This is a genomic window from Pseudomonas azerbaijanoccidentalis (assembly GCF_019145495.1).
GTDB lineage: Bacteria > Pseudomonadota > Gammaproteobacteria > Pseudomonadales > Pseudomonadaceae > Aquipseudomonas > Aquipseudomonas azerbaijanoccidentalis.
The window spans coordinates 1-23949 of sequence record NZ_JAHSTU010000004.1 but is presented as its reverse complement, the minus strand read 5'-3'; the positions used below and the strand labels follow the sequence as shown (position 1 = coordinate 23949).

The window sequence follows — 23949 nt, the reverse complement described above, 5'->3', positions numbered from 1 at the left end:
TCTGCTTCACCAACCCTGCACGTGGAGAACAATATCAATGTTGAAATCCCTGAAATTCACAGCTCTGGTCATGGGCATGATCGGCGCCTCGCACGCGATGGCCGCAGGCCCGGACCTGACCGTGGTGTCCTTTGGCGGGGCGAACAAGGCGGCGCAGGTCAAAGCCTTCTACGCACCGTGGGAAGCGGCAGGCAACGGCAAGATCGTGGCGGGCGAATACAACGGTGAAATGGCCAAGGTCAAAGCCATGGTCGACACCAAGAGCGTGTCCTGGGACCTGGTAGAAGTTGAGTCGCCAGAACTGTCCCGTGGTTGCGACGAAGACATGTTCGAACAACTGGACCCGGCGCTGTTCGGCAAAACCGAAGATTACGTCAAAGGCGCCATCCAGCCATGCGGCGTGGGCTTCTTCGTGTGGTCGACCGTGTTGGCCTACAACGCCGACAAACTGAAAACCGCACCGACCAGCTGGGCGGATTTCTGGGACACCAAGCAGTTCCCGGGCAAGCGTGGCCTGCGTAAAGGTGCCAAGTACACCCTGGAATTCGCACTGATGGCCGACGGCGTTGCGCCAAAAGACGTCTACAAAGTACTGGCCGGCAAGGATGGTCAGGACCGCGCGTTCAAGAAACTCGACGAACTCAAGCCAAACATCCAGTGGTGGGAAGCCGGCGCACAGCCGCCGCAATACCTCGCCTCGGGTGACGTGGTCATGAGTTCGGCCTACAACGGTCGCATCGCTGCCGTGCAGAAAGAAAGCAACCTGAAAGTGGTGTGGAACGGCGGTATCTACGACTTCGACGCATGGGCCATTCCAAAAGGCCTGGACGCCAAGCGCGCCGAAGCGGCGAAGAAATTCATCGCCTTCTCGGTACAGCCACAGCAGCAGAAGACCTACTCGGAAAATATCGCCTACGGCCCGGCCAACACTCAGGCCGTTCCGTTGCTGGCCAAGGACGTCCTGAAAGACATGCCGACCACCCCGGAAAACATCGCCAACCAGGTGCAAATCGACGTCAGCTTCTGGGCTGATAACGGCGAGCAACTGGAACAGCGCTTCAATTCCTGGGCTGCGAAGTAATCCTTCGCCCGTAGGAGCCGCCGGAGGCTGCGATCTTTTGATTTTGCGTTTCCAGGATCAAGAGATCGCAGCCTCGTTGCACTCGACAGCTCCTACAGGTGCGATGTGTTTCATGAGTATTGATGTAATGCGGCATCGCTCTGTGTGAGGCCGCCCATCCAAAGATTTCCGGAGTACGCCATGGCTATCGCCGTTCCCGTGAACGCGGGCACTGACCCCACCTTGAAGCAGCGGCTCAAGCATGCCGAGCGGGTCAACCGCTGGAAGGCCCAGGCCTTGATCGCGCCGCTGGTGCTGTTTCTGTTGCTGGTGTTCCTGGTGCCGATCGTGGCGCTGCTCTACAAAAGCGTGGGCAACCCGGAAGTGGTCGGCGGCATGCCGCGCACCGTGACGGCCATCGCCAGTTGGGACGGCCGCGGCCTGCCCGCTGAACCGGTTTACAAAGCAGCGGCCGAAGACCTCGCCGAAGCGCGCAAGAATCAAACCCTGGGCGATTTGTCCAAACGCCTGAACATGGAACTGGCCGGCTACCGCAGCCTGCTGACCAAAACCGCCCGCGCCTTGCCGCTCGCAACCGAGCCGGCTTCTTATAAAGAAGCACTGGAAGGTCTCGATGAGCGTTGGGGCGACCCGGCCTACTGGCAAGCGGTGCGCCGCAACACCAGCAGCATCACCCCGTATTACCTGCTGGCGGCTGTCGATCACCGTATCGACGACCTCGGCGAAATCGCTCCGGCCACCCCGGACCAGGCGATCTACCTCGACATCTTCGCCCGCACCTTCTGGATGGGCCTGGTCATCACCGTGATCTGCCTGGTGCTTGCGTATCCGTTGGCTTACCTGCTGGCGAACCTGCCATCGCGCCAAAGCAATCTGTTAATGATCCTGGTGCTGTTGCCGTTCTGGACCTCGATCCTGGTACGGGTCGCGGCGTGGATCGTGTTGCTGCAATCGGGTGGCCTGATCAACAGCGGCCTGATGGCCATGGGCATCATCGATAAGCCGATCGAGTTGGTGTTCAACCGCGTCGGTGTCTACATCTCGATGGTGCACATCCTGCTGCCGTTCATGATCCTGCCGATCTACAGCGTGATGAAAGGCATCTCGCCGACCTACATGCGCGCCGCGATTTCCCTTGGCTGTCATCCGTTCGCCAGCTTCTGGCGGGTGTACTTCCCGCAGACCTATGCCGGTGTCGGCGCCGGTTGCCTGTTGGTGTTCATCCTCGCCATCGGCTACTACATCACCCCGGCGTTGCTGGGCAGCCCGAACGATCAAATGGTCAGCTACTTCGTCGCCTTCTACACCAACACCAGCATCAACTGGGGCATGGCGACCGCGCTCGGCGGGCTGCTGTTGCTGGCGACGGTCGTGCTTTATCTGATTTACAGCTGGCTGGTGGGCGCGAGTCGCCTGCGCCTGAGCTAAGGGGAGAACGAAATGCTGAGTCCTTATATGTCGCCCATCGAACGGGTGTGGTTCTACAGCTTGCGGATTCTCTGCGGCTTGATCCTGTTGTTCCTGATCCTGCCGGTGCTGGTGATCATTCCGCTGTCGTTCAACTCCGGCAGCTTCCTGGTGTACCCGCTGCAAGGCTTCTCTTTGCAGTGGTATCACGACTTCTTCGCCTCGGCGGAGTGGATGCGCGCCCTGAAGAACAGCATCATCGTCGCCCCGGCGGCCACGGTGCTGGCAATGATTTTCGGCACGCTGGCGGCCATCGGCCTGACCCGTGGCGATTTCCCTGGCAAGGCCTTGGTAATGGCGTTGGTGATTTCGCCGATGGTGGTGCCGGTGGTGATTATCGGTGTGGCCAGCTACCTGTTCTTCGCGCCGTTGGGGTTGGGCAACAGTTTCTTCTCGCTGATCGTGGTGCATGCGGTGCTGGGTGTGCCGTTCGTGATCATCACCGTGTCAGCGACGTTGCAGGGCTTTAACCACAACCTGGTGCGTGCCGCTGCCAGCCTCGGCGCCTCGCCGCTGGTTGCGTTCCGTCGGGTGACGTTGCCGCTGATTGCGCCAGGGGTGATTTCCGGTGCGTTGTTCGCCTTCGCGACTTCCTTCGATGAAGTGGTGGTGACGCTGTTTCTCGCCGGCCCCGAGCAAGCGACCCTGCCTCGGCAGATGTTCAGCGGTATCCGCGAAAACCTCAGCCCGACCATTGCTGCCGCCGCAACGCTGCTGATTGCCTTCTCGGTAATCCTGCTGCTGACCCTGGAATGGCTGCGTGGCCGCAGCGAGAAACTGCGCACCGCACAGGTCTGACGCGGTCCCTTGTAGGAGCTGCCGAAGGCTGCGATCTTTTGATCTTGAAAATACAAATCAAAAGATCGCAGCCTTCGGCAGCTCCTACAGTTCATTCACGACCTGAATACCAGCGAACTAAAAATCCCCAGCTACTATTGTGCCCAGCTCCCACATCTATAAGAGGCTGCGCACATGAGTCTTTCCTCTTTCAAAATCGCTCACAAACTGATCACCGGCGCAGGGGCTATCGAGCAACTGTCCGCCGAGCTCGCACGCCTGGACATCGACAACCCGCTGATCGTCACCGACGCCGCGCTGGTCAAGTCTGGCACCGTCGAGCTGGCGCTGGCGCAGTTGGGCGGGCGAAGCTACGAGATCTTCGACCGCGTGCTGCCTGACCCGGAAATCGCCATCGTCGAAGACTGCATGCAGGTGTATCGCGAAGGCGGGCATGACGGCTTGATCGGCTTGGGCGGTGGCAGTGCCATCGACATTGCCAAGAGCGTCGCTGCATATGCCGGCTATCACGGCGCGCTGGAGGATCTGTTCGGCGTCGACCAGGTGCCGCGCAAAGGCCCGCCGCTGATCGCGATCCCGACCACCGCCGGCACCGGTTCGGAAGTGACCAACGTGGCGATCCTTTCCGACAAGGTCGCGCAATTGAAGAAGGGCATCGTCAGCGACTATCTGTTGCCGGACGTGGCGCTGGTCAGTCCGCAGATGACCCTCACCTGCCCGCGCAGCGTCACCGCCGCCAGTGGCGTCGATGCCTTGGTGCATGCCATCGAATCCTATCTGTCGGTCAATGCCTCGCCGATCACCGATTCCCTGGCCATCGGCGCCATCAAGCTGATCGCCAAGGCGCTGCCCAAGGCGTACGCCAACCCCTCGAACCTGCAGGCGCGTGAGGACATGGCCACCGCCAGCCTGATGGCCGGCATGGCGTTCGGCAATGCCGGAGTGGGCGCGGTCCATGCCCTGGCGTATCCACTGGGCGGGCGTTTCAATATCGCCCACGGCGTGAGCAATGCCTTGCTGCTGCCCTATGTCATGACCTGGAACAAGATGGCCTGCGTCGAGCGCATGCAGGATATCGCCCAGGCCATGGGCGTGCAGACCGCTCACCTGAGCGTCAATGAAGCGGCCGACAAGGCCGTGGCCGCCATGACCGAATTGTGTGCAGCGGTGGAAATCCCTCAGGGCTTGCGCAGTTTCGGCGTTCCCGAAGACGCCATCCCGGCCATGGCTGTGGAGGCGGCGGGGATTGAACGCCTGATGCGCAACAATCCGCGCAAACTGAATGCCGTCGATATCGAAAAGATCTATCGCGCGGCGTATTAGGGCCTTCGCTGATCAGCGATGATGGCAAGGTCCAATCATCGCGCTCACGGTGCGCGCGCCAAAGCATGAGGTATACAATGCGCGCCATCGTGATTCTGCTCAGAAAAGGTGCGTCATGCAGCCCTTCGTAATTGCTCCGTCGATTCTCTCCGCCGACTTCGCCCGCCTGGGTGAAGAAGTGGACAACGTCCTGGCCGCTGGCGCCGACTTCGTGCACTTCGATGTCATGGACAACCATTACGTGCCCAACCTGACCATCGGCCCGATGGTGTGTGCGGCGCTGCGCAAGTACGGCGTGACCGCGCCGATCGACGCGCACTTGATGGTCAGCCCGGTGGACCGCATCGTCGGTGACTTCATTGAAGCCGGCGCGACCTACATCACCTTTCACCCGGAAGCCACGCAACACGTTGACCGTTCCCTGCAACTGATCCGTGAAGGCGGCTGCAAATCGGGCCTGGTGTTCAACCCGGCGACCCCGCTGGACGTGCTCAAGTACGTCATGGACAAGGTCGACATGATCCTGCTGATGAGCGTCAACCCGGGCTTCGGCGGGCAAAAGTTCATCCCCGGTACCCTCGACAAGCTGCGCGAAGCTCGGGCGCTGATCGATGCGTCGGGCCGTGACATTCGCCTGGAAATCGACGGCGGCGTGAACGTGAACAACATCCGCGAAATCGCTGCGGCGGGCGCCGACACCTTCGTCGCCGGCTCGGCCATCTTCAACGCACCGAACTATCAGGAAGTCATCGGCAAGATGCGTTCCGAATTGGCGCTGGCTCGCCCATGAGTGGTTTTGAGCAGCTGTTCCCGGGAAGCCTGCCAAGGCTGGTGATGTTCGATCTGGATGGCACGTTGATCGATTCGGTCCCCGACCTCGCGGCGGCTGTGGATAACATGCTGCTCAAACTCGGTCGCGCACCGGCCGGCATCGAGTCGGTGCGCGAGTGGGTCGGCAACGGCGCCCCGGTGCTGGTGCGACGAGCCTTGGCTGGTGGTATCGATCATTCGAAAGTCGACAATGCCGAAGCCGAGCGGGCGCTGGAGATCTTCATGCAGGCTTACGGCGAAAGCCATGAGCTGACCGTGGTTTACCCCGGCGTGCGCGACACCCTGAAGTGGTTGCACAAGCAGGGCGTCGAGATGGCGCTGATCACCAACAAGCCGGAGCGCTTCGTCGCGCCGCTGCTCGATCAGATGAAAATCGGCCGTTACTTCCGGTTGATCATCGGCGGTGACACCCTGCCGCAGAAAAAGCCCGACCCGGCCGCGTTGTTTTTCGTCATGAAAATGACCAACATCCCGGCCTCGCAATCCTTGTTCGTCGGTGATTCGCGCAGCGATGTGCTGGCGGCGAAGGCAGCGGGCGTCAAGTGCGTGGCCTTGAGCTACGGCTATAACCATGGCCGGCCGATCGCCGAAGAATCGCCGTCGCTGGTGATCGACGATCTGCGCAAGTTAATTCCCGGTTGCCTGGATCTTGCCGCTGAGATAACGTTGCCCGACGCTGTTCAATCCCCTCCTGGAAATCCCATCGTGGTGGTCACTCGCAAACTCTGGATGAAAGTCATCAAGGCCCTGGCCCGCTGGCGTTGGCGCGCCTGACTTTTACCTGGCCGGTTATCCGGCGCGTTTGCATACCTGACTGTTAGACCCTCAAGCCACGAGGCACATCATGATCCGCGAAGAATTCCTGCGTTTGGCCGCTGCCGGCTACAACCGCATCCCGCTTGCCTGCGAAACCCTGGCCGACTTCGACACGCCGCTGTCGATCTACCTGAAACTGGCCGACGAGCCCAATTCCTACTTGCTGGAGTCCGTACAGGGCGGCGAGAAATGGGGCCGTTACTCGATCATCGGCCTGCCGTGCCGCACCGTGATGCGCGTTCATGACCATCACGTCAGTGTCACCGTTGACGGCGTCGAAACCGAAAACCACGACGTGGAAGACCCGTTGGCCTTTGTCGAAGCCTTCAAGGCGCGCTACAACGTGCCGACCATCGCCGGCCTGCCGCGCTTCAATGGCGGCCTGGTGGGCTACTTCGGTTACGACTGCGTGCGCTATGTGGAAAAGCGTCTGGGCAAATGTCCGAACCCGGATCCGCTGGGCGTGCCGGATATCCTGTTGATGGTGTCCGACGCCGTGGTGGTGTTCGACAACCTCGCTGGCAAGATGCACGCAATCGTCCTGGCCGATCCGGCGCAGGAAGATGCCTTCGAGCAAGGTCGCGCACGCCTGGAAGAACTGCTGGAAAAACTACGTCAGCCAATCACTCCGCGCCGTGGCCTGGATTTCAGCAAGCAACAAACCGCTGATCCGGTGTTCCGCTCCAGTTTCACCCAGGACGATTACGAAAAAGCCGTCGACACCATCAAGGAATACATCCTGGCGGGTGACTGCATGCAAGTCGTGCCGTCCCAGCGTATGTCGATCGACTTCAAGGCTGCGCCGATCGATCTGTACCGCGCGTTGCGCTGCTTCAACCCGACGCCTTACATGTACTTTTTCAACTTCGGCGACTTCCATGTCGTCGGCAGTTCACCGGAAGTGCTGGTGCGGGTCGAAGACAACCTGATCACCGTGCGCCCGATTGCCGGCACCCGCCCGCGTGGGGCCAACGAAGAAGCCGATCTGGCACTGGAAAAAGACCTGCTGTCGGACGACAAGGAAATCGCCGAGCACTTGATGCTGATCGATTTGGGTCGTAACGACACCGGCCGGGTTTCGGAAATCGGTTCGGTGAAACTCACCGAGAAAATGGTCATCGAGCGTTATTCCAACGTGATGCACATCGTGTCCAACGTCACTGGCCAACTGAAAGCCGGCCTGACGGCGATGGACGCACTGCGGGCGATTCTGCCGGCGGGCACCTTGTCCGGTGCGCCGAAGATCCGTGCGATGGAAATCATCGACGAGCTGGAACCGGTCAAGCGGGGTGTCTACGGCGGCGCCGTCGGCTACTTCGCCTGGAACGGCAACATGGACACCGCCATTGCGATCCGCACGGCGGTGATCAAGAACGGCGAACTGCACGTGCAGGCTGGTGGCGGCATCGTCGCCGACTCGGTGCCGGCGCTGGAATGGGAAGAAACCCTGAACAAGCGCCGCGCGATGTTCCGCGCCGTGGCGCTGGCTGAACAAACTCCGCAAGGCTGACCGATGAACGTTGCCCGTCTGCCGGCCGCCTTGAGCAATCAAGCGCTGGACGCGGCGGGCCATTCATTCGAAGGCCGTATTAGTAGTCAGTGAATTCAAGAGGTTCTTAACGCCATGTTGCTGATGATCGATAACTACGACTCTTTTACCTACAACGTTGTGCAGTACCTCGGTGAGCTGGGCTCCCAGGTCAAAGTCGTGCGCAACGATGAACTTACCGTTGCCGAGATCGAAGCCCTCAACCCTGAGCGTATCGTCGTCTCGCCCGGCCCTTGCACCCCGACCGAAGCCGGCGTCTCGATTGACGTGATCAAACACTTCGCCGGCAAGCTGCCGATTCTCGGTGTGTGCCTGGGCCATCAATCCATCGGCCAGGCCTTTGGCGGCGACGTGGTTCGCGCCCGCCAAGTCATGCACGGCAAGACCAGCCCGGTGTTCCATGAAGACAAAGGCGTCTTCGAGGGTCTGAACAATCCGCTGACGGTCACGCGCTATCATTCTTTGATCGTCAAACGCGAAACCTTGCCTGATTGCCTCGAACTGACCGCATGGACTCAGCTCGAAGACGGCTCGGTCGACGAGATCATGGGCCTGCGTCACAAGACCTTGAACATCGAAGGCGTGCAGTTTCACCCTGAGTCGATCCTGACCGAGCAGGGCCACGAACTGTTCGCCAACTTCCTCAAACAAACCGGCGGCACGCGCTAAGGACTACTCATGAATATCAAGACAGCCCTGGGCCGTATCGTCGATCACCTTGACCTCAGTACCGAAGAAATGCGCGATGTGATGCGCGAAATCATGACCGGGCAATGCACGGACGCGCAGATCGGTGCGTTCATGATGGCCATGCGCATGAAGAGCGAAAGCATCGACGAAATCGTCGGGGCCGTGTCGGTCATGCGCGAGCTGGCGGACAAGGTCGAACTCAAGACCCTCGACGGCGTGGTCGATGTGGTGGGCACTGGCGGTGACGGTGCCAATATCTTCAACGTCTCGACTGCTTCCGCATTCGTCGTAGCGGCGGCCGGCTGCACTGTGGCCAAGCATGGTAACCGAGCGGTCTCGGGCAAGAGTGGCAGTGCCGACTTGCTGGAAGCGGCCGGCATCTACTTGAACCTGACCCCGGTTCAAGTGGCACGTTGCATCGACAACGTCGGTATCGGCTTCATGTTTGCCCAGACTCACCACAGCGCCATGAAGCACGCCGCCGGTCCGCGCAAGGACCTGGGTTTGCGCACGCTGTTCAACATGCTCGGCCCGCTTACGAATCCGGCCGGTGTGAAGCATCAGGTGGTGGGCGTATTCACCCAGGCCCTGTGCCGTCCGTTGGCAGAAGTGCTGCAGCGTCTGGGCAGCAAACATGTGCTGGTGGTGCATTCGAAAGATGGCCTGGATGAGTTCAGCCTCGCTGCTCCGACCTTTGTCGCAGAGCTGAAAAACGATCAAATCACCGAGTATTGGATCGAACCGGAAGACTTGGGCATGAAGAGCCAGAGCCTGCACGGCCTGGCGGTGGAAAGCCCGGCGGCGTCTCTGGAACTGATTCGCGATGCCTTGGGCAAGCGCAAGACCGAAAACGGTCAGAAAGCGGCCGAGATGATCATGCTCAATGCCGGCGCTGCGCTGTACGCAGCCGACCATGCCAGCAGCCTGAAAGAGGGCGTAGCCCTGGCGCACGATGCGCTGCATACCGGTCTCGCTCGGGAAAAACTTGAGGAGTTGGGTGCATTTACCGCGGTATTCAAAGTGGAGAATGAGGGATGAGTGTACCGACGGTTCTGGAAAAGATTCTGGCGCGTAAAGTCGAGGAAGTTGCCGAGCGTAGTGCTCGCGTAAGCCTCTCCGAGCTGGAAAACCTGGCCAAGGCGGCCGATGCACCCCGTGGTTTTGCCAAGGCGCTGATCGCTCAGGCCAAGCTCAAACAACCGGCGGTCATTGCTGAAATCAAGAAAGCCTCCCCAAGCAAAGGCGTGATCCGCGAGCACTTCGTTCCTGCCGATATCGCCAAAAGCTACGAGAAGGGCGGTGCGACGTGCCTGTCGGTACTCACCGACATCGATTACTTCCAGGGCGCCGATGCGTACCTGCAGCAAGCACGTGCAGCCTGCAAGCTGCCGGTGATCCGCAAGGACTTCATGATCGACCCGTACCAGATCGTTGAGGCCCGAGCCTTGGGCGCCGACTGCGTGCTGTTGATCGTCTCCGCACTGGACGACGTGAAAATGGCCGAGCTGGCCGCCGTGGCCAAAAGCGTCAACCTCGATGTGCTGGTGGAAGTCCACGACGGCGACGAACTGGAGCGGGCCTTGAAAACCCTCGACACACCGTTGGTGGGCGTGAACAACCGCAACCTGCACACCTTCGACGTCAGCCTGGAAACCACCCTCGACCTGCTGCCGCGCATTCCGCGCGACCGTCTGGTGATCACCGAGAGCGGCATCCTCAACCGCGCCGACGTCGAACTGATGGAAATCAGCGACGTTTATGCGTTCCTGGTCGGCGAAGCGTTCATGCGCGCCGAAAGCCCGGGCACGGAATTGCAGCGTTTGTTCTTCCCTGAGCGCGGCGTTCCTGTCAGTGGCTCGACCCTCGACTGAATAAAGCATCGCGAGCAAGCTCGCTCCCACATTGGATTTTTGCTGTAAACAAATCCCCTGTAGGAGCGAGCCTGCTCGCGATAGCGGCATAAGAAGCACCACAGACTCTATGTCCTACGGATCCCTTATGACCTCACCTGTTTCCCACACCATCGAAGCCGGCCTGCAAGCCGAACAGGATTTGCTGGCGTCGGTTTGCGCTGGCGGTGGAGAGTTCGGCCTGCTGTTCTGGCAACCAAGCGATCAGGCATTAGTGATGCCACGCCGCTTGAGTCGCCTGCCGGGTTTCGAAGCAGCATGTGAAGTATCAGCGGCAGCAGGTTGGCCCGTGTTGTTGCGCGATACGGGTGGAGAACCCGTCCCGCAATCAGCCACCACCATCAACATTGCTCTGGTTTACGCGCCACCGCGTAGCGAAGGCGATTTGAACCGCATTGAAACCGGCTACCGGCGTCTGTGCGATCCCATCTGCCAGTTGCTGGACGAGTTGGGCGGCACTTCGTCCCTGGGCGAAATTGACGGTGCATTCTGCGACGGTCGTTTCAACGTCAACCTCGACGGACGCAAGATGGTCGGTACCGCCCAGCGTTGGCGCCAGAGCCAGGGCGGTCAGCGTCCGGTAGGGTTGGTGCACGGTGCGATGTTGATGGATAACGACCGCGAATCGATGGTCGCGGCGGTCAACCGCTTCAACGAGGCTTGCGGTCTGGAGCAGCGGGTGCGAGCCGAAAGCCATATCGCCCTGCATGAGAAGTTCGCGGCGCCGGATGCACTGGCCCGTCTGGACGAGCTCTACCGGCTAATGCTCGAGCAGATGTTCAGCGGTTAGGTTTTCGAGCTTATCGAGTACCAAAGACCACCATGGTCTTGCCTTTGACGTCCACCAGGTTGCGTTCTTCAAGATCTTTGAGCACGCGACCGACCATTTCCCGAGAGCACCCGACAATCCGCCCGATTTCCTGACGGGTCACCTTGATCTGCATGCCATCGGGGTGGGTCATGGCGTCGGGCTGTTTGCACAACTCCAACAGGCAGCGCGCGACGCGACCGGTCACGTCAAAAAACGCCAGGTCGCCCACCTTGCGGGTGGTGTTGCGCAGGCGTTGTGCGATTTGTCCGCTAAGCACGTAAAGAATGTCTGGATCCTGCTGCGACAATTCACGGAATTTTGCGTAGCTGATTTCCGCGACTTCGCATTCGACCTTGGCCCGCACCCAGGCGCTGCGTTCCTGTTCCAGGCCTGCCTGTTCGAACAGACCCAGTTCACCGAAGAAGTCCCCGGTGTTCAGGTACGCGATGATCATTTCGCGTCCGTCATCATCCTCGATCAGGATGGTGACCGATCCCTTGATGATGAAAAACAGCGTTTCCGAGCGGTCGCCGGCACAAATGATGTTGCTCTTGGCCGGATAGCGGCGGCGCTGACAATGCATCAACAGCTTATCGAGGTTCTTGATCTTGAGTGTGGGGGCAATAGCAACCATGGTTGTATCCCGAAAAGACTGCACGGTATGTTTGATTTTTTTATGAATTGCGCAAGCCGCGGCAAAGGCTGGTCATGCGTCAGCGAATTGGCGTCAGCTTAACAGACACTTCCGGCAATATTCGAGAAATTACCTACAAGGCAGAAGGAATGGTCCTAAGAGGGTGGGCGCTGTCTATCCGGGGCCTGTGCTAAGCTGGCGACCCTTTTTTATACAGTGGAGTCTTGGCGATGAAGGCACGCATCCAATGGGCTGGCGAAGCCATGTTCCTCGGCGAATCCGGTAGCGGTCATGTCGTGGTCATGGACGGTCCGCCCGATGCCGGCGGTCGCAACCTGGGTGTCCGACCAATGGAAATGCTCCTGCTGGGTGTCGGCGGTTGCAGTAACTTTGATGTGGTCAGCATCCTCAAGAAATCTCGCCAGGCGGTGGAGAGTTGCGAAGCCTTCCTCGAAGCCGAGCGCGCGACCGAAGATCCGAAAGTCTTCACCAAGATCCACATGCACTTCGTGGTCAAGGGCCGTGGCTTGAAAGAAGCCCAGGTCAAGCGCGCCATCGAACTGTCCGCCGAAAAATACTGCTCGGCATCGATCATGCTCGGCGCGGCCGGCGTCGAGATTACCCACGACTACGAAATCATCGAGCTCGGTTGAATCGACATTCAACTATCATAAAAGCAGTGCAGACTCTGGCGATCCCAAGCTGACGTCTGCATAATGCGCCACTTTTTTCAGGGTAGTGGCCCGTCAGCCGACAGGCCGCGCTCCCGAACAGACAACCAAAATCGCCATCGCGAAGAGGTGTTAACCGTCCTACGCAGGTGCGTCGTTCGCATCTGACGGGCATGCTTGATCACGCGGCCGGGCCGCAAACACATAGAGAGTTTTTAACGGTGAAAAGCAAACTCAAGCTCCACGGGTTCAATAACCTGACAAAGACCTTGAGCTTCAACATCTATGACATCTGCTACGCGGAAACCCCGCAAGACCAACAGGCTTACGTCGAGTACATCAATAAAGAGTACAACGCCAAGCGCCTGACGCAGATCCTCACAGAAGTTGTCGATATCATTGGTGCCAACATCCTGAACATTGCCAGTCAGGACTATGAGCCACAGGGCGCCAGCGTCACGATTCTGATCTCTGAAGAGCCGGTAACCCCGACCGACAGCCAGATCGAAGAGTCCCCGGGCCCGTTGCCCGAAATCATCCTGGCCCACCTCGACAAGAGCCACATCACGGTGCACACCTACCCGGAAATCCATCCGGACGACGGTATTGCAACGTTCCGTGTGGATATCGACGTGTCGACGTGCGGGGTCATCTCACCGCTGAAAGCGCTTAACTTCCTGATTCACCAGTTCGATTCGGACATCGTGACCGTGGATTACCGTGTGCGCGGCTTTACCCGTGACGTCGAAGGCAAAAAGCACTTCATCGATCACGAGATCAACTCGATCCAGAACTACCTGTCCGAAGACACCCGCGACGCGTACCAGATGACCGACGTGAACGTGTATCAGGAAAACCTGTTCCACACCAAAATGCTGCTCAAGAACTTCGAACTGGATAACTACCTGTTCGGCGACGCCACCAGCAGCCTGTCCCCGGAGCAACGTGCCCAGGTGACTGATCGTGTAAAACACGAAATGCTCGAAATCTTCTACGCACGCAACATGCCGAACTAAGATCTTCGAACACAAAAAAAGGCGACCTCGGTCGCCTTTTTTCATGTCAAAACCCTCGCGATGAAGCCTTATCAGGCAACCTTCATCAGATCCGATAAGTACTCTTGGTCATCACTTTGGCCAGCAAACTCATGCCGAACTTCACCGGCGCCGGAAAGCGGAAACCGCCGGCATCCAGCGCGCTTTCGGCGTGCTGTTCTTCATCAATGCGCATCTGCTCAAGAATCGCCCGGGATTTTTCGTCCTCGGCCGGCAGTTGCTCAAGGTGCTCGTTCAGGTGTTTGCATACCTGATCCTCTGTTGCCGCAACAAAACCCAGACTGACTTTGTCGCTGATCAGCCCTGCCACCGCGCCGATCCCGAACGACATGCCGTAGAACAACGGATTGAGAATGCTGGTATGGCTGCCGAGTTGATGGAGACGTTGCTCGCACCAGACCAGATGGTCGATTTCTTCTTCGGCGGCATGTTCCATGGCTGCGCGCACTTGCGGCAGCTTGGCAGTCAGGGCCTGCCCTTGGTACAGCGCCTGGGCACAGACTTCACCCGTGTGGTTGATGCGCATCAGGCCGGCGACGTGCCGGGTGTCTTCGTCGCTCATTTTCACGTCCGGCTGCACGATGGCGGGCGACGGGCGGTACGGTTGGCCACTGAAGGGCAGCAAAGTACGCATCGCGGCATCGGCTTGCAGCAGAAGGCGGTCAATCGGCGAGTAGTGACGTTGGGTAGTCATGCTGACCTCCGGAAGAATCTCGGCGGCCAGTTTAACCCAATCGGCCGGGGAAGGTTTGCGCTGGGTCAAAAGCAAAAAGATCGCTGCCTTCGGCAGCTCCTACAGGTGTACGCGATCCAATGTAGGCGCTGCCGAAGGCTGCGATCTTTTGAGCGCTTAGTGAAATCAGCCCGGCGGCCAGTGCATCTGGCGTTGACCCAGCACATGCATATGAATGTGATAGACAGTTTGCCCACCTTCTTCATTGCAGTTCATGACAACGCGGAAGCCTTTTTCACACCCCAGTTCCAGCGCCAGACGCTGGGCGGTGAACAGAATGTGCCCGGCCAAAGCCTTGTCGTCCTCGGTCAGGTCGTTCAGGGTGCGCACCGGCTTCTTCGGAATCACCAGAAAATGTACCGGTGCCTGTGGGGCGATGTCGTGGAAGGCCAGAACCTGGTCGTCCTCGTAAATGATCTTCGCCGGGATTTCCCGGTTGATGATCTTGGTGAACAGAGTATCCACAGCTGTTTTCTCCGTTGTTGGGGCTGGCCTGAGTGTACCCATGGGATTTATCCGAGCCCAGTTATTTACCTTGCCGGACGGTCAGCGCGGGCAGTAAGCCTTATTGACCATGCCAGTAATTGTGCGGATCAGCCAGCGCGAGCCGAACCGGGGCAGGGTAGCGAACCAGCGGTTACGGCGGCCCGGAATAATGATTGCGCGATTTTTCTCCAGCGCCCGTACGGTGTAGAGCGCAACTTCTTCCGGGCTCATCAGCAGTTTGCTGTTGGCCAGTTTGTCTGAGTTCAATTGTGCGGTACGGAAAAAACCGGTGCGAGTCGGGCCGGGACACAGCACCGAAACCTTGACTGCACATTTTTTCAGCTCGACGCGCAAACCTTCGGAAAAGTGCAGCACATAAGCCTTGCTCGCGTAATAAGTGCTCATCCAGGGGCCGGGATGGAAGGCCGCGACCGAGGCGACATTCAGAATCTGCCCGCCGCCCTGTAGTGCCATGCTGTTGCCGATGGCGTGGCACAAGCGCGTGAGCGCCAGGATGTTCACTTCGATCAGGTCCTGCTCAGTCATCCAGTCCTGGGCGAGAAATGGGCCACAGGTGCCGATACCGGCGCAGTTGACCAGTAGATCGATCTGGCGATCACCTTCCTCCAGCTCCAGCAGGAACCCGGACAAGCGTAGCGGTTCGCCCAGGTCGCAGGCACGGAACAGCACTTCCACGCCAAACCGTTGAGTCAGTTCAGTTGCAATACTTTCCAGCTGATCACGCTGTCGGGCCACCAGAAGCAGGCTGCGGCCGCGCCGGGCCAGCGCTTCGGCCATCGCCAGGCCGATGCCGCTGGAAGCGCCAGTGATCAGAGCGTAACGGGTCATGCAATTCTCCATCGCAACAGCTCCGCGCCGCGACGCGGGTGTCACGGGAGGGGAGCGCTGTTCATTCTTTCGCAGAGTCTACAGGGGGCTGGGCTTCTTCGGCTGCATCGGCGGGGGAATTTGCGTCCGGTTCGACCTCGACTTCGATTTCGTCGGTGGTGACCGAACCACTTTGATAGCTGCTTTCGAGCGTGTTTTCGTATTCGTCCTGTATCGCCGAAATCCCGCCCGCCAGTGCGCCGACGATAAGCAGCGCGATCACTACGACCCATAGCGAGGACAGCACCTTGACCGCAGTGCTGTTGGGTGGTGGTGGAGCGCCGTATCGGTTTGCAGCCGGAGTTCCCGGCATCACCAGCATCAACAGCGGAAAGAAACTGCCCACGAACGGCACGAGGTTCAACAGCCAAAGCCAGCCTGACCAGCCAATATCGTGCAAGCGCTGGACGCTGATCATGATGCTGACGATGAGGAACGCCAGGCAAAGGATGAAGGCGAGGATGCCGGCAACGATCAGGCCGGCGGTTGAGTCGCCGCTCACAAGACCGAGGCCGATGATGGCGAATACGCCGACAACCGCCAGCGTAACCAGACTGAGCACCATCGACCACGCCAGAAAACGCAGGCGTCCGATGCGGCCTTCGACACCGAATGGTTTGAGTGTCGCGAACCCGGCAACACTTTCTCCGACATTGGCCTTTGGCGGGGCATAGGGCGAGTCCGGTTCCGCTACAGCGGCTGTTGGCACATGGTCGTGAACGTCGGACAGACTCAACTCGATCGATGGCTCGGACTCGATGCGCGCATCGATGCCGGTGTTCTTCAAAGCCTGTAAGTATGTTTGTGCATCGGCGTGGGACAGATCGCGCTTGAGTGCCACCGGCCGACCACTGAACAAGCGCTCGATGGCGGCGACGTCGCTCTTGAACAGCGCCGCGAGATTGAGTTTGGCAGTGCCTGAGTCGACACCTGGCAACAGAGCGCCGTCGAACACGATCTTGAAACGGTTTTCGCTCATTGCCGAGGCATCCTTGTCGCGAGAGTTTGGGTACAGCGAGTTTAAGGCCAGCCCTGTATGGCTGGCCCGTATTTATTCAGCGCGGCCAGCGCTTGGGCAGTTGCGCGGCGTGCTCCAAAGCCTTGCGATACTCGGCATCGAGGCGTGCAACCAATTGGTCAACACTCGGAAGGTCATCGATCTCGCCTACGCCCTGGCCTGCCGACCATACGGTTTTCCAGGCTTTGGCTTCATCGTTCAGCGGCTTGAGTTTGGAGCCGAAGTTGACCTCGCCCTTATTCTGCAGCGCCGCCATGTCAAAGCCGGCGGCTTCCAGGCTCTGGCGCATGAAGCTCGCTGGTACACCTGACACTGCTGGAGTATGGACGATGTCTGCGGCTCTGGATGTCAGCAGCATCTCTTTATAAGCCTCAGGCGCATGACTTTCGGTGGTGCCGATAAATCGTGTGCCGAAGTAGGCAAGATCGGCACCAAGCAACTGTGCGGCGAGAATTTCGTGGCCGTGGTTCAGGCAGCCGGCCAACAGCAGGGTCTTGTCGAAGAACTGTCGGATCTCGGCGATCAGTGAAAACGGGCTCCAGGTTCCGGCATGCCCGCCTGCGCCTGCCGCGACGGCGATCAAACCATCCACACCGGCCTCGGCAGCCTTTTCGGCATGGCGGCGGGTTGTCACGTCATGGAATACCAGACCGCCATAGCTGTGCACCGCATCGACCAGTTCTTTCACCGCGCCGAGGCTAGTGATCACAATCGGCACTTTGTGCTCGATGCAGATCTCCAGGTCTGCTTGCAGTCGCGGGTTGCTGTTGTGGACGATCAGGTTCACCGCATACGGCGCGGGGTTTTCCAGTGTCGCCAAGCCTGCTTCGATTTCGTCCAGCCAGGCTTTGAAACCACTGCTCTCGCGCTGGTTCAAAGCCGGGAAACTGCCGACCACGCCATTACGGCAGCAGGCGAGCACCAGTTGCGGGTTGGAAATCAGGAACATCGGCGCTGCCACCACGGGCAGACGCAGACGTTGTTCAAGCAGAGCGGGCAGCGACATTGGAAGTACCCCGGTGAGTTGTCTGTTGGAATTAGAACGGCCGAACGACGACCAGAATTACGATTGCCAGCAATATCAGAACTGGCACTTCATTGAACCAGCGATAAAAGACATGGCTGCGGGTGTTCTCGCCACGAGCAAAACGTTTCACCTGAGCGCCGCACATGTGGTGGTAGCCGATCAGCAGCACCACCAGGGTCAGTTTGGCGTGTATCCAGCCACCCTGGCTGAAGATGCTTGGGTTGAGGTAAATAAGCCAGCCGCCGAAGATCAGCGTGGCGATCATCGCCGGGCCCATGATGCCCCGGTACAGCTTGCGCTCCATGATGCTGAAGCGTTCTTTACTGACGGTGTCCTCGCTTTGGGCGTGATAAACGAACAGGCGCGGCAAATAGAACAGGCCGGCAAACCAGCAAACGATGCTGACGATATGAAGCGCTTTGATCCACAGATAGAGCATTTTTGGTTATTCCAGGTTCACGGTAGCCCGAATAGTAGAGGCTTGAGGCTCCGCACGTCACCTTGACGGTTGTCGCAGGGGCGCGCGGCCCCTATTATCGACGGCTTTCCAGTGGGTTCGTTGAGGGCAGGTTTATGGTCAAGGTCGGTATCGTCGGCGGCACGGGTTACACCGGTGTCGAACTGCTGCGTCTGTTGGCGCAACATCCGCAAGCTGAAGTGGTAGTCATCACTTCCCGATCCGAGGCTGGCCTGGCCGTGGCCGACATGTATCCGAACCTGCGAGGCCATTACGACGGCCTGGCGTTCAGCGTGCCGGACATCAAGACGCTGGGTGCCTGCGATGTGGTGTTCTTCGCCACGCCGCATGGCGTTGCACACGCATTGGCGGGTGAGTTGCTGGCAGCGGGCACCAAAGTTATCGACCTGTCGGCGGACTTCCGTCTGCAAGACGCCGATGAATGGGCCAAGTGGTACGGTCAGCCGCATGGCGCGCCGGAGCTGCTGGACGAAGCGGTCTATGGGCTGCCGGAAGTCAATCGTGAGCAAATCAAGAAGGCGCGCCTGATCGCGGTGCCGGGTTGCTATCCAACCGCTACGCAATTGGGCTTCCTGCCATTGCTCGAAGCCGGCCTGGCCGATGCTTCGCACCTGATCGCCGACTGCAAATCCGGCGTCAGCGGTGCTGGCCGCGGCGCCTCCGTAGGCTCGCTGTATTCCGAAACATCGGAAAGCATGAAGGCTTATGCCGTTAAAGGTCACCGCCACTTGCCGGAAATTCGCCAGGGCTTGCGTCGCGCAGCTGGCAAGGACGTGGGCCTGACCTTCGTTCCGCACCTGACTCCAATGATCCGTGGCATTCACTCGACGCTGTACGCGACCGTCGTGGACCGTTCGGTGGATCTGCAAGCGCTCTTCGAAAAACGTTATGCCGGCGAACCGTTCGTCGACGTCATGCCGGCTGGCAGCCACCCGGAAACCCGCAGCGTGCGCGGTGCCAACGTATGCCGCATTGCCGTGCATCGTCCGCAGGATGGTGATCTGGTGGTCGTGCTCTCGGTGATCGACAACCTGGTCAAAGGCGCCTCGGGGCAGGCGGTACAGAACATGAACATTCTGTTCGGTCTGGACGAGCGCCTGGGTCTGTCCCACGCGGGCATGTTGCCGTAACGCGAATTGCGCACAGCAAAAAGGCCCGTTGAACGGGCCTTTTTGCATTTCGGGCTGGCGATTGGGTTGGTTGATATACCATAACAATAGTTGACCGCTTTTCTAGGAGAAGCGGATAATGCGCGTCATCACGCAATATGACGGCGTAACGCCGGGAGATAGTCAGCATGAGCGTCGAATCCTTCACCCCCACGGCTTTGCAATTCACCCACGGTGCCGCGCACAAGGTGAAGAGCCTGGTCGATGAAGAGGGGAATGATCGCTTGAAGCTGCGCGTATTCGTTACGGGCGGCGGTTGTTCAGGTTTTCAGTACGGCTTCACCTTCGATGAAGAAGTGGCCGATGACGACACCATCGTCGAGCGCGAAGGTGTGAGTCTGGTGGTCGATCCGATGAGCTTCCAGTACCTGGCAGGCGCCGAGGTGGATTATCAGGAAGGTCTGGAAGGCTCGCGTTTCGTCATCAAGAACCCGAACGCGACCACTACTTGTGGCTGTGGCTCTTCGTTCTCGATCTGATCAGCATTCCAGCATCAAAAAGCGCCGCATGGCTTCAGGGCCCTGCGGCGTTTTGCTGTCTGGTGTTTAGGCGGGGTAGATGGCGCCAAGGACCCGCAGTCCACGGGCGCCGGTAACGCTTGGACGGTTGGCGGCGATGCCTTCGAGGCAGCAGTGAGCGAGCCAGGCAAACGCCATGGCTTCGACCCAGTCCGGATCGACGCCGTAGGCGGATGTGCTGCTGACTTTCGCCTTCGGCAGTAATCCGGCCAGTCGATTCATCAATGTGGCGTTGTGCGCACCACCGCCGCACACCAACACTTCTTGAGTGTCCTGCTGGGCGCCTTGCAACGATTCGATGATGGTCAGCGCGGTCAGTTCTAGCAGCGTTGCCTGGACATCTTCGTCCGCGAAGGTCGGGAGCTGCGCCAGGTGCTGCATCAGCCATGGCAGGTTGAACACTTCCCGGCCGGTACTCTTCGGGCCCTGGGTGACAAAGAACGGATCACTGAGCAGTGCCTTTAACAGGATCGGTTCGACCTTGCCGCTGGCAGCCCATTGGCCGTCACGATCATAGTTATCGCCGCGTTGTTGATGAATCCACGCGTCCAGCAGCACATTGCCCGGACCACAGTCGAAACCGGCCACTGGCTTGCCGGGCTCGATCAAGCTGAGGTTGCTGAAACCACCAATGTTCAGTACGGCGCGGTTGCCGGGCCGTTCCTCGAACAAAGCTTCATGGAAGGCTGGCACCAACGGGGCGCCTTGGCCGCCGGCGGCTACATCCCGACTACGAAAATCGCTGACCACAGTGATACCCGTCAACTCGGTCAGTAGCGCGGGGTTGCCGATTTGCACCGTAAAGCCGCGCGCTGGCTCATGGCGAATGGTCTGGCCGTGGCTACCAATTGCGCGGATATCGTCACGGGCGAGGTGCTGTTGAGCGAGGAGGGAATTGATGCCCTGTGCTGCCAGCTTCACCCAGTTTTGCTGGGCAATGGCGGAGCGGGCAATCTCGTCAGGACCACTGGCGCACAGGCCAAGCAGCTCTGTACGCAGGGAATCGGGCATGGGGATGTAATGCGTGGCGATCAGTTTGATCGCCGAAGTCTGCTCGATCAGCGCGATGTCCAGGCCATCAAGGCTGGTCCCGGACATCACACCTATATAAAGGGCCATGGCTTAACGCTTGGCCGAAGCCAACTGCGTGGCTTTTTCCTGGTCCATACGCGCCATCAGCGGTTGGCTCTGCGCCAGGAAGCGAGCGCGTTCGCCTTTAGAAATCGGATCGGCCATTGCTACTTTCTGGCCCAGCGGATCGACGTGAACGCCGTTCACCTGGAACTCGTAATGCAAGTGCGGCCCGGTGGAAAGACCGGTGGTGCCGATGTAACCGATAACCTGCCCCTGCTTGACCGTGCCGCCAGTCTTGATGCCTTTGGCGAAGCCCTGCATGTGGCCATACAGCGTGCGGTAGGTATTGCCGTGCTGGAGAATAACGGTGTTGCCGTAACCGCCACGGCGACCCGCCAGCAAGACCTTGCCGTCGCCCGCAGCCTTGATTGGCGTACCGCGCGGAGCTGCGTAGTCCACGCCTTTGTGGGCGCGGATTTTGTTCAGGATCGGATGTTTGCGGCCCATGGAGAACTTCGAGCTGATGCGGGCGAAATCAACCGGGGTACGGATGAATGCCTTGCGCATGCTGTTGCCATCAGCGGTGTAGTAGCTGCTGTTGCCTTGCTTGTTGGTGTATCGCACCGCGGTGTAAGTCTTGCCACGGTTGGTAAAGCGTGCGGACAGGATCGGGCCGTTACCGACAGCTTTGCCGTTGACCACTTTCTGTTCATAGATCACATCGAACTCGTCACCCTGGCGAATATCCTGGGCAAAGTCGACGTCATAGCCAAACACGCTCGCCATGTCCATGGTGAGGCTGTGCGACAGACCTGCGCGAGCGGCAGATTGCGAAAGCGAGCTGTTGATAACGCCGTGTACATAGGCGGATCGTACGGTCGGCTTGGCAGTGATGCGATTGAAGGTGAAGCCCTTGTCGTTCTTGCTCAGGGTAATGGTTTCGAGGTCGCTGACCTTGCTGTGCAGGCTGCTCAGTTGGCCATCGGCGCTCAATTCGAACTCAAGTTTTTGCCCGTGCTTGAGCTGGCTGAATTGCTTGGCCTGCTTGTCGCTGGCGAGCACGTCATGAACCGACGTGGCTGGAAGCCCCACCTTCTCGAAAAGCGTGGAGAGCGTATCGCCTTTGGCGACGATCACTTCCCTGTGGTTGGGGGCCTTCTTTTCTTCGGCCACCGTAGCGGCTGGGGTCGGGGCTGGCTCTGGCGCGGCCTCAGCGGTTTCCTGGGTCTCTTCGGCGCTGTTTTCGATCTGTGCGAAAGGTGACGCTGCTGGCTCATTTGTGGCTTGAACGGCTTCAGCAGCGTCTTGTTCTTGTGTCAGTTGTTCAGCAGGGCTTTCCAGTTCAAGACTCAGGGTTGTCTTTTTGGCTTCAACATCACTGGAAGGAAATACCAGAAGCGCCAGGCTCAGTAGGGCGGCGATGCCGCTCGCAGCGAGCAAGTGGGTCTTCGGGTAAAGCGGTGGCGCTTTAGACGATTCTTTGGTCATAAGTAGTTTTTTGACTTTGAAAAGATGAATGACATGATGAAGATGAAATAACTGTATAAAATATAACCAAATCATCTCTGAAGCAAGTCTGCGGACACCCTGTCCGTGGATTGGCGTCCGCGCGCCGGGCAAACCTTGTATTTGGCGGGCGTTCTTGTATGGTTGGTTCCCTTTGAATCTGAGCCTTGCAGGTTGGTTATGAAGTCGGTTGAAGAGCAGCTAGCGCTGATCAAACGTGGTGCGGAAGAACTGTTGGTCGAGTCCGAGCTGGTAGAGAAGCTCAAGCGCGGCCAGCCGCTGCGTATTAAGGCAGGCTTCGATCCGACCGCGCCGGATTTGCACCTGGGTCATACCGTGCTTATTAATAAGCTGCGCCAGTTCCAGGAGTTGGGGCATCAGGTCATCTTCCTTATAGGTGACTTCACCGGGATGATCGGCGATCCAAGCGGCAAGAGCGCAACGCGGCCTCCGCTGACTCGCGAGCAGGTTCTGGAGAACGCCGAGACTTACAAGACTCAGGTTTTCAAAATTCTCGATCCTGACAAGACCGAAGTGGCATTCAACTCCACCTGGATGGACCAGATGGGGCCGGCCGATTTTATTCGCCTGACCTCTCAGTACACCGTGGCTCGCATGCTCGAGCGCGATGACTTCGACAAGCGCTACACGACCAATCAGCCAATCGCCATTCACGAGTTCCTCTATCCACTGGTCCAGGGTTATGACTCGGTTGCCTTGCGTGCGGATGTCGAGCTAGGCGGTACCGATCAGAAGTTCAACCTGTTGATGGGGCGCGAGTTGCAGCGTGGGTACGGTCAGGAGGCTCAATGCATTCTGACCATGCCATTGCTCGAAGGGCTGGACGGCGTGAAGAAGATGTCCAAGTCTTTGGGCAACTACGTTGGGATTCAGGAAGCGCCGGGCGTGATGTACGGCAAGCTGGTTTCGATTCCGGATGCGCTGATGTGGCGCTACTTCGAATTGCTCAGCTTCCGTTCCATGGATGAGATCAATGCGTTCCGCGCCGATGTAGAGGCGGGTGCCAATCCGCGTGACATCAAGATCAAGCTGGCGGAAGAGATTGTTGCGCGGTTCCATGGTGAGGAGGCTGCGGCCAATGCTCACCGTGCGGCAGGCAATCGCATGAAGGATGGCGAGTTGCCGGACGATCTGCCGGAAATCGAGTTGACTGCTGCTGAAGATATGCCGATTGCTGCTGTCCTTAATAAGGCAGGCCTGGTCAAGAACTCGGCCGTGGCGCGAGATCTACTCGGATCTGGCGGTGTGCGTATAGATGGTGAGGTGGTCGATCGCACCTTTATATATGCACTGGGTGCGACCCATGTTTGTCAGGCAGGGAAGAAGGCATTTGCGCGTATTACGCTCAAATCCGAATAAACCTGAAATAAGGGGTTGACGGCGAATTTTAGAAGC

At 58.9% G+C, this 23949-nt stretch carries 25 protein-coding genes; 16 read left to right on the top strand and 9 right to left on the bottom strand.

Features of this window, described 5'->3' with window-relative positions; translation table 11 throughout:
• Nucleotides 1-37: 37 nt before the first annotated feature.
• The 11 genes from KVG88_RS14320 (at nt 38) to KVG88_RS14270 (ending at nt 11255) form a co-directional block, all read left to right on the top strand.
• On the top strand, nt 38-1081 hold the full coding sequence (locus tag KVG88_RS14320; RefSeq protein ID WP_056853528.1) for an ABC transporter substrate-binding protein: 1044 nt from the start codon (nt 38-40) through the stop codon (nt 1079-1081).
• 180 nt (nt 1082-1261) lie between these two features.
• Nucleotides 1262-2509 carry an ABC transporter permease gene (locus tag KVG88_RS14315; RefSeq protein WP_053162906.1) on the top strand — a complete coding sequence of 416 codons (1248 nt, stop codon included), beginning with the start codon at nt 1262-1264 and terminating at the stop codon, nt 2507-2509.
• A 12-nt stretch (nt 2510-2521) separates the two neighbouring features.
• Entirely contained in the window at nt 2522-3346 is an 825-nt protein-coding gene (locus KVG88_RS14310) for an ABC transporter permease (protein WP_130905963.1), read from the top strand.
• Between the two features lie 174 nt (nt 3347-3520).
• The gene (locus KVG88_RS14305; protein WP_150703822.1) at nt 3521-4669 is read left to right on the top strand and encodes an iron-containing alcohol dehydrogenase; all 1149 of its coding nucleotides are present in this window, start codon (nt 3521-3523) and stop codon (nt 4667-4669) included.
• Nucleotides 4670-4784: 115 nt separating this feature from the next.
• On the top strand, nt 4785-5459 hold the full coding sequence (gene rpe / locus KVG88_RS14300; protein ID WP_217871853.1) for a ribulose-phosphate 3-epimerase: 675 nt from the start codon (nt 4785-4787) through the stop codon (nt 5457-5459).
• Entirely contained in the window at nt 5456-6274 is an 819-nt protein-coding gene (locus tag KVG88_RS14295; protein ID WP_217871852.1) for a phosphoglycolate phosphatase, read from the top strand. The genes rpe and KVG88_RS14295 overlap by 4 nt, the downstream gene beginning before the upstream one ends.
• Nucleotides 6275-6344: 70 nt before the next feature.
• Complete coding sequence (gene trpE / locus KVG88_RS14290) at nt 6345-7826, top strand: anthranilate synthase component I (RefSeq protein WP_217871851.1); 1482 nt, start codon at nt 6345-6347, stop codon at nt 7824-7826.
• 114 nt (nt 7827-7940) lie between these two features.
• Complete coding sequence (locus KVG88_RS14285) at nt 7941-8534, top strand: aminodeoxychorismate/anthranilate synthase component II (protein WP_096514722.1); 594 nt, start codon at nt 7941-7943, stop codon at nt 8532-8534.
• Between the two features lie 9 nt (nt 8535-8543).
• Nucleotides 8544-9593 carry an anthranilate phosphoribosyltransferase gene (trpD, locus tag KVG88_RS14280; RefSeq protein WP_217871850.1) on the top strand — a complete coding sequence of 350 codons (1050 nt, stop codon included), beginning with the start codon at nt 8544-8546 and terminating at the stop codon, nt 9591-9593.
• Nucleotides 9590-10426: an indole-3-glycerol phosphate synthase TrpC gene (trpC, locus tag KVG88_RS14275; protein WP_150703818.1), complete on the top strand. Its 837-nt coding sequence runs from the start codon at nt 9590-9592 to the stop codon at nt 10424-10426. The genes trpD and trpC overlap by 4 nt, the downstream gene beginning before the upstream one ends.
• 127 nt (nt 10427-10553) lie before the next feature.
• Nucleotides 10554-11255, top strand: coding sequence for a lipoate--protein ligase family protein (locus KVG88_RS14270; protein ID WP_217871849.1), 702 nt, complete (start codon nt 10554-10556; stop codon nt 11253-11255).
• A 10-nt stretch (nt 11256-11265) separates the two neighbouring features.
• On the opposite strand, the gene crp is transcribed toward KVG88_RS14270, so the two are convergent.
• Entirely contained in the window at nt 11266-11910 is a 645-nt protein-coding gene (gene crp, locus KVG88_RS14265; protein WP_075946134.1) for a cAMP-activated global transcriptional regulator CRP, read from the bottom strand.
• A 230-nt stretch (nt 11911-12140) separates the two neighbouring features.
• On the opposite strand from crp, the gene KVG88_RS14260 reads away from it, so the two are divergent.
• Nucleotides 12141-12563: an OsmC family protein gene (locus tag KVG88_RS14260; RefSeq protein ID WP_008061600.1), complete on the top strand. Its 423-nt coding sequence runs from the start codon at nt 12141-12143 to the stop codon at nt 12561-12563.
• A gap of 239 nt (nt 12564-12802) precedes the next feature.
• Nucleotides 12803-13597: an adenosylmethionine decarboxylase gene (gene speD / locus KVG88_RS14255; RefSeq protein WP_150703816.1), complete on the top strand. Its 795-nt coding sequence runs from the start codon at nt 12803-12805 to the stop codon at nt 13595-13597.
• A gap of 85 nt (nt 13598-13682) precedes the next feature.
• Here the strand turns inward: speD and coq7 are convergent, their stop codons facing one another.
• The 6 genes from coq7 to hemJ form a co-directional block, all read right to left on the bottom strand.
• Nucleotides 13683-14330 carry a 2-polyprenyl-3-methyl-6-methoxy-1,4-benzoquinone monooxygenase gene (coq7, locus tag KVG88_RS14250; RefSeq protein WP_150703815.1) on the bottom strand — a complete coding sequence of 216 codons (648 nt, stop codon included), beginning with the start codon at nt 14328-14330 and terminating at the stop codon, nt 13683-13685.
• A gap of 165 nt (nt 14331-14495) precedes the next feature.
• A complete protein-coding gene (locus KVG88_RS14245) occupies nt 14496-14834 on the bottom strand; it encodes a histidine triad nucleotide-binding protein (RefSeq protein ID WP_008027110.1) in 339 nt (112 codons plus the stop codon).
• Nucleotides 14835-14915: 81 nt separating this feature from the next.
• Nucleotides 14916-15704, bottom strand: a complete 789-nt coding sequence (locus KVG88_RS14240; protein ID WP_150703814.1) for an SDR family NAD(P)-dependent oxidoreductase — start codon at nt 15702-15704, stop codon at nt 14916-14918.
• A gap of 61 nt (nt 15705-15765) precedes the next feature.
• Nucleotides 15766-16722, bottom strand: a complete 957-nt coding sequence (locus KVG88_RS14235; RefSeq protein ID WP_217871848.1) for a DUF805 domain-containing protein — start codon at nt 16720-16722, stop codon at nt 15766-15768.
• 76 nt (nt 16723-16798) lie between these two features.
• Entirely contained in the window at nt 16799-17767 is a 969-nt protein-coding gene (locus KVG88_RS14230; RefSeq protein ID WP_217871847.1) for an NAD(P)H-dependent flavin oxidoreductase, read from the bottom strand.
• Nucleotides 17768-17798: 31 nt separating this feature from the next.
• Complete coding sequence (gene hemJ, locus KVG88_RS14225) at nt 17799-18227, bottom strand: protoporphyrinogen oxidase HemJ (protein WP_217871846.1); 429 nt, start codon at nt 18225-18227, stop codon at nt 17799-17801.
• Nucleotides 18228-18361: 134 nt separating this feature from the next.
• Here hemJ and argC point away from each other — a divergent pair, with 134 nt between their 5' ends.
• Nucleotides 18362-19396 (top strand): N-acetyl-gamma-glutamyl-phosphate reductase, encoded by a 1035-nt coding sequence (gene argC, locus KVG88_RS14220; protein ID WP_150703810.1) that lies wholly within the window; start codon nt 18362-18364, stop codon nt 19394-19396.
• 167 nt (nt 19397-19563) lie between these two features.
• Nucleotides 19564-19914, top strand: coding sequence for an iron-sulfur cluster insertion protein ErpA (erpA, locus tag KVG88_RS14215; RefSeq protein WP_007906865.1), 351 nt, complete (start codon nt 19564-19566; stop codon nt 19912-19914).
• A gap of 66 nt (nt 19915-19980) precedes the next feature.
• Here the strand turns inward: erpA and KVG88_RS14210 are convergent, their stop codons facing one another.
• Both KVG88_RS14210 and KVG88_RS14205 read right to left on the bottom strand, forming a co-directional pair.
• On the bottom strand, nt 19981-21072 hold the full coding sequence (locus KVG88_RS14210; protein ID WP_217871845.1) for an anhydro-N-acetylmuramic acid kinase: 1092 nt from the start codon (nt 21070-21072) through the stop codon (nt 19981-19983).
• Nucleotides 21073-21075: 3 nt separating this feature from the next.
• The gene (locus KVG88_RS14205) at nt 21076-22515 is read right to left on the bottom strand and encodes a peptidoglycan DD-metalloendopeptidase family protein (RefSeq protein ID WP_217871844.1); all 1440 of its coding nucleotides are present in this window, start codon (nt 22513-22515) and stop codon (nt 21076-21078) included.
• Between the two features lie 198 nt (nt 22516-22713).
• On the opposite strand from KVG88_RS14205, the gene tyrS reads away from it, so the two are divergent.
• Nucleotides 22714-23913 (top strand): tyrosine--tRNA ligase, encoded by a 1200-nt coding sequence (tyrS, locus tag KVG88_RS14200; protein ID WP_217872133.1) that lies wholly within the window; start codon nt 22714-22716, stop codon nt 23911-23913.
• The last annotated feature ends 36 nt before the right edge of the window (nt 23914-23949 follow it).

Excerpts from the sequence above, each read along its gene's own strand:
- trpC (WP_150703818.1), top strand. The coding sequence starts at position 9,590 with ATGAGTGTACCGACGGTTCTGGAAAAGATTCTGGCGCGTAAAGTCGAG.
- argC (WP_150703810.1), top strand. The coding sequence starts at position 18,362 with ATGGTCAAGGTCGGTATCGTCGGCGGCACGGGTTACACCGGTGTCGAA.
- erpA (WP_007906865.1), top strand. The coding sequence starts at position 19,564 with ATGAGCGTCGAATCCTTCACCCCCACGGCTTTGCAATTCACCCACGGT.
- rpe (WP_217871853.1), top strand. The coding sequence starts at position 4,785 with ATGCAGCCCTTCGTAATTGCTCCGTCGATTCTCTCCGCCGACTTCGCC.
- KVG88_RS14235 (WP_217871848.1), bottom strand. The coding sequence starts at position 16,722 with ATGAGCGAAAACCGTTTCAAGATCGTGTTCGACGGCGCTCTGTTGCCA.
- KVG88_RS14315 (WP_053162906.1), top strand. The coding sequence starts at position 1,262 with ATGGCTATCGCCGTTCCCGTGAACGCGGGCACTGACCCCACCTTGAAG.
- trpE (WP_217871851.1), top strand. The coding sequence starts at position 6,345 with ATGATCCGCGAAGAATTCCTGCGTTTGGCCGCTGCCGGCTACAACCGC.
- KVG88_RS14320 (WP_056853528.1), top strand. The coding sequence starts at position 38 with ATGTTGAAATCCCTGAAATTCACAGCTCTGGTCATGGGCATGATCGGC.
- KVG88_RS14260 (WP_008061600.1), top strand. The coding sequence starts at position 12,141 with ATGAAGGCACGCATCCAATGGGCTGGCGAAGCCATGTTCCTCGGCGAA.
- trpD (WP_217871850.1), top strand. The coding sequence starts at position 8,544 with ATGAATATCAAGACAGCCCTGGGCCGTATCGTCGATCACCTTGACCTC.
- KVG88_RS14205 (WP_217871844.1), bottom strand. The coding sequence starts at position 22,515 with ATGACCAAAGAATCGTCTAAAGCGCCACCGCTTTACCCGAAGACCCAC.
- KVG88_RS14210 (WP_217871845.1), bottom strand. The coding sequence starts at position 21,072 with ATGGCCCTTTATATAGGTGTGATGTCCGGGACCAGCCTTGATGGCCTG.
- KVG88_RS14285 (WP_096514722.1), top strand. The coding sequence starts at position 7,941 with ATGTTGCTGATGATCGATAACTACGACTCTTTTACCTACAACGTTGTG.
- coq7 (WP_150703815.1), bottom strand. The coding sequence starts at position 14,330 with ATGACTACCCAACGTCACTACTCGCCGATTGACCGCCTTCTGCTGCAA.
- KVG88_RS14230 (WP_217871847.1), bottom strand. The coding sequence starts at position 17,767 with ATGTCGCTGCCCGCTCTGCTTGAACAACGTCTGCGTCTGCCCGTGGTG.
- KVG88_RS14310 (WP_130905963.1), top strand. The coding sequence starts at position 2,522 with ATGCTGAGTCCTTATATGTCGCCCATCGAACGGGTGTGGTTCTACAGC.
- KVG88_RS14305 (WP_150703822.1), top strand. The coding sequence starts at position 3,521 with ATGAGTCTTTCCTCTTTCAAAATCGCTCACAAACTGATCACCGGCGCA.
- hemJ (WP_217871846.1), bottom strand. The coding sequence starts at position 18,227 with ATGCTCTATCTGTGGATCAAAGCGCTTCATATCGTCAGCATCGTTTGC.
- KVG88_RS14295 (WP_217871852.1), top strand. The coding sequence starts at position 5,456 with ATGAGTGGTTTTGAGCAGCTGTTCCCGGGAAGCCTGCCAAGGCTGGTG.
- crp (WP_075946134.1), bottom strand. The coding sequence starts at position 11,910 with ATGGTTGCTATTGCCCCCACACTCAAGATCAAGAACCTCGATAAGCTG.
- KVG88_RS14270 (WP_217871849.1), top strand. The coding sequence starts at position 10,554 with ATGACCTCACCTGTTTCCCACACCATCGAAGCCGGCCTGCAAGCCGAA.
- KVG88_RS14240 (WP_150703814.1), bottom strand. The coding sequence starts at position 15,704 with ATGACCCGTTACGCTCTGATCACTGGCGCTTCCAGCGGCATCGGCCTG.
- tyrS (WP_217872133.1), top strand. The coding sequence starts at position 22,714 with ATGAAGTCGGTTGAAGAGCAGCTAGCGCTGATCAAACGTGGTGCGGAA.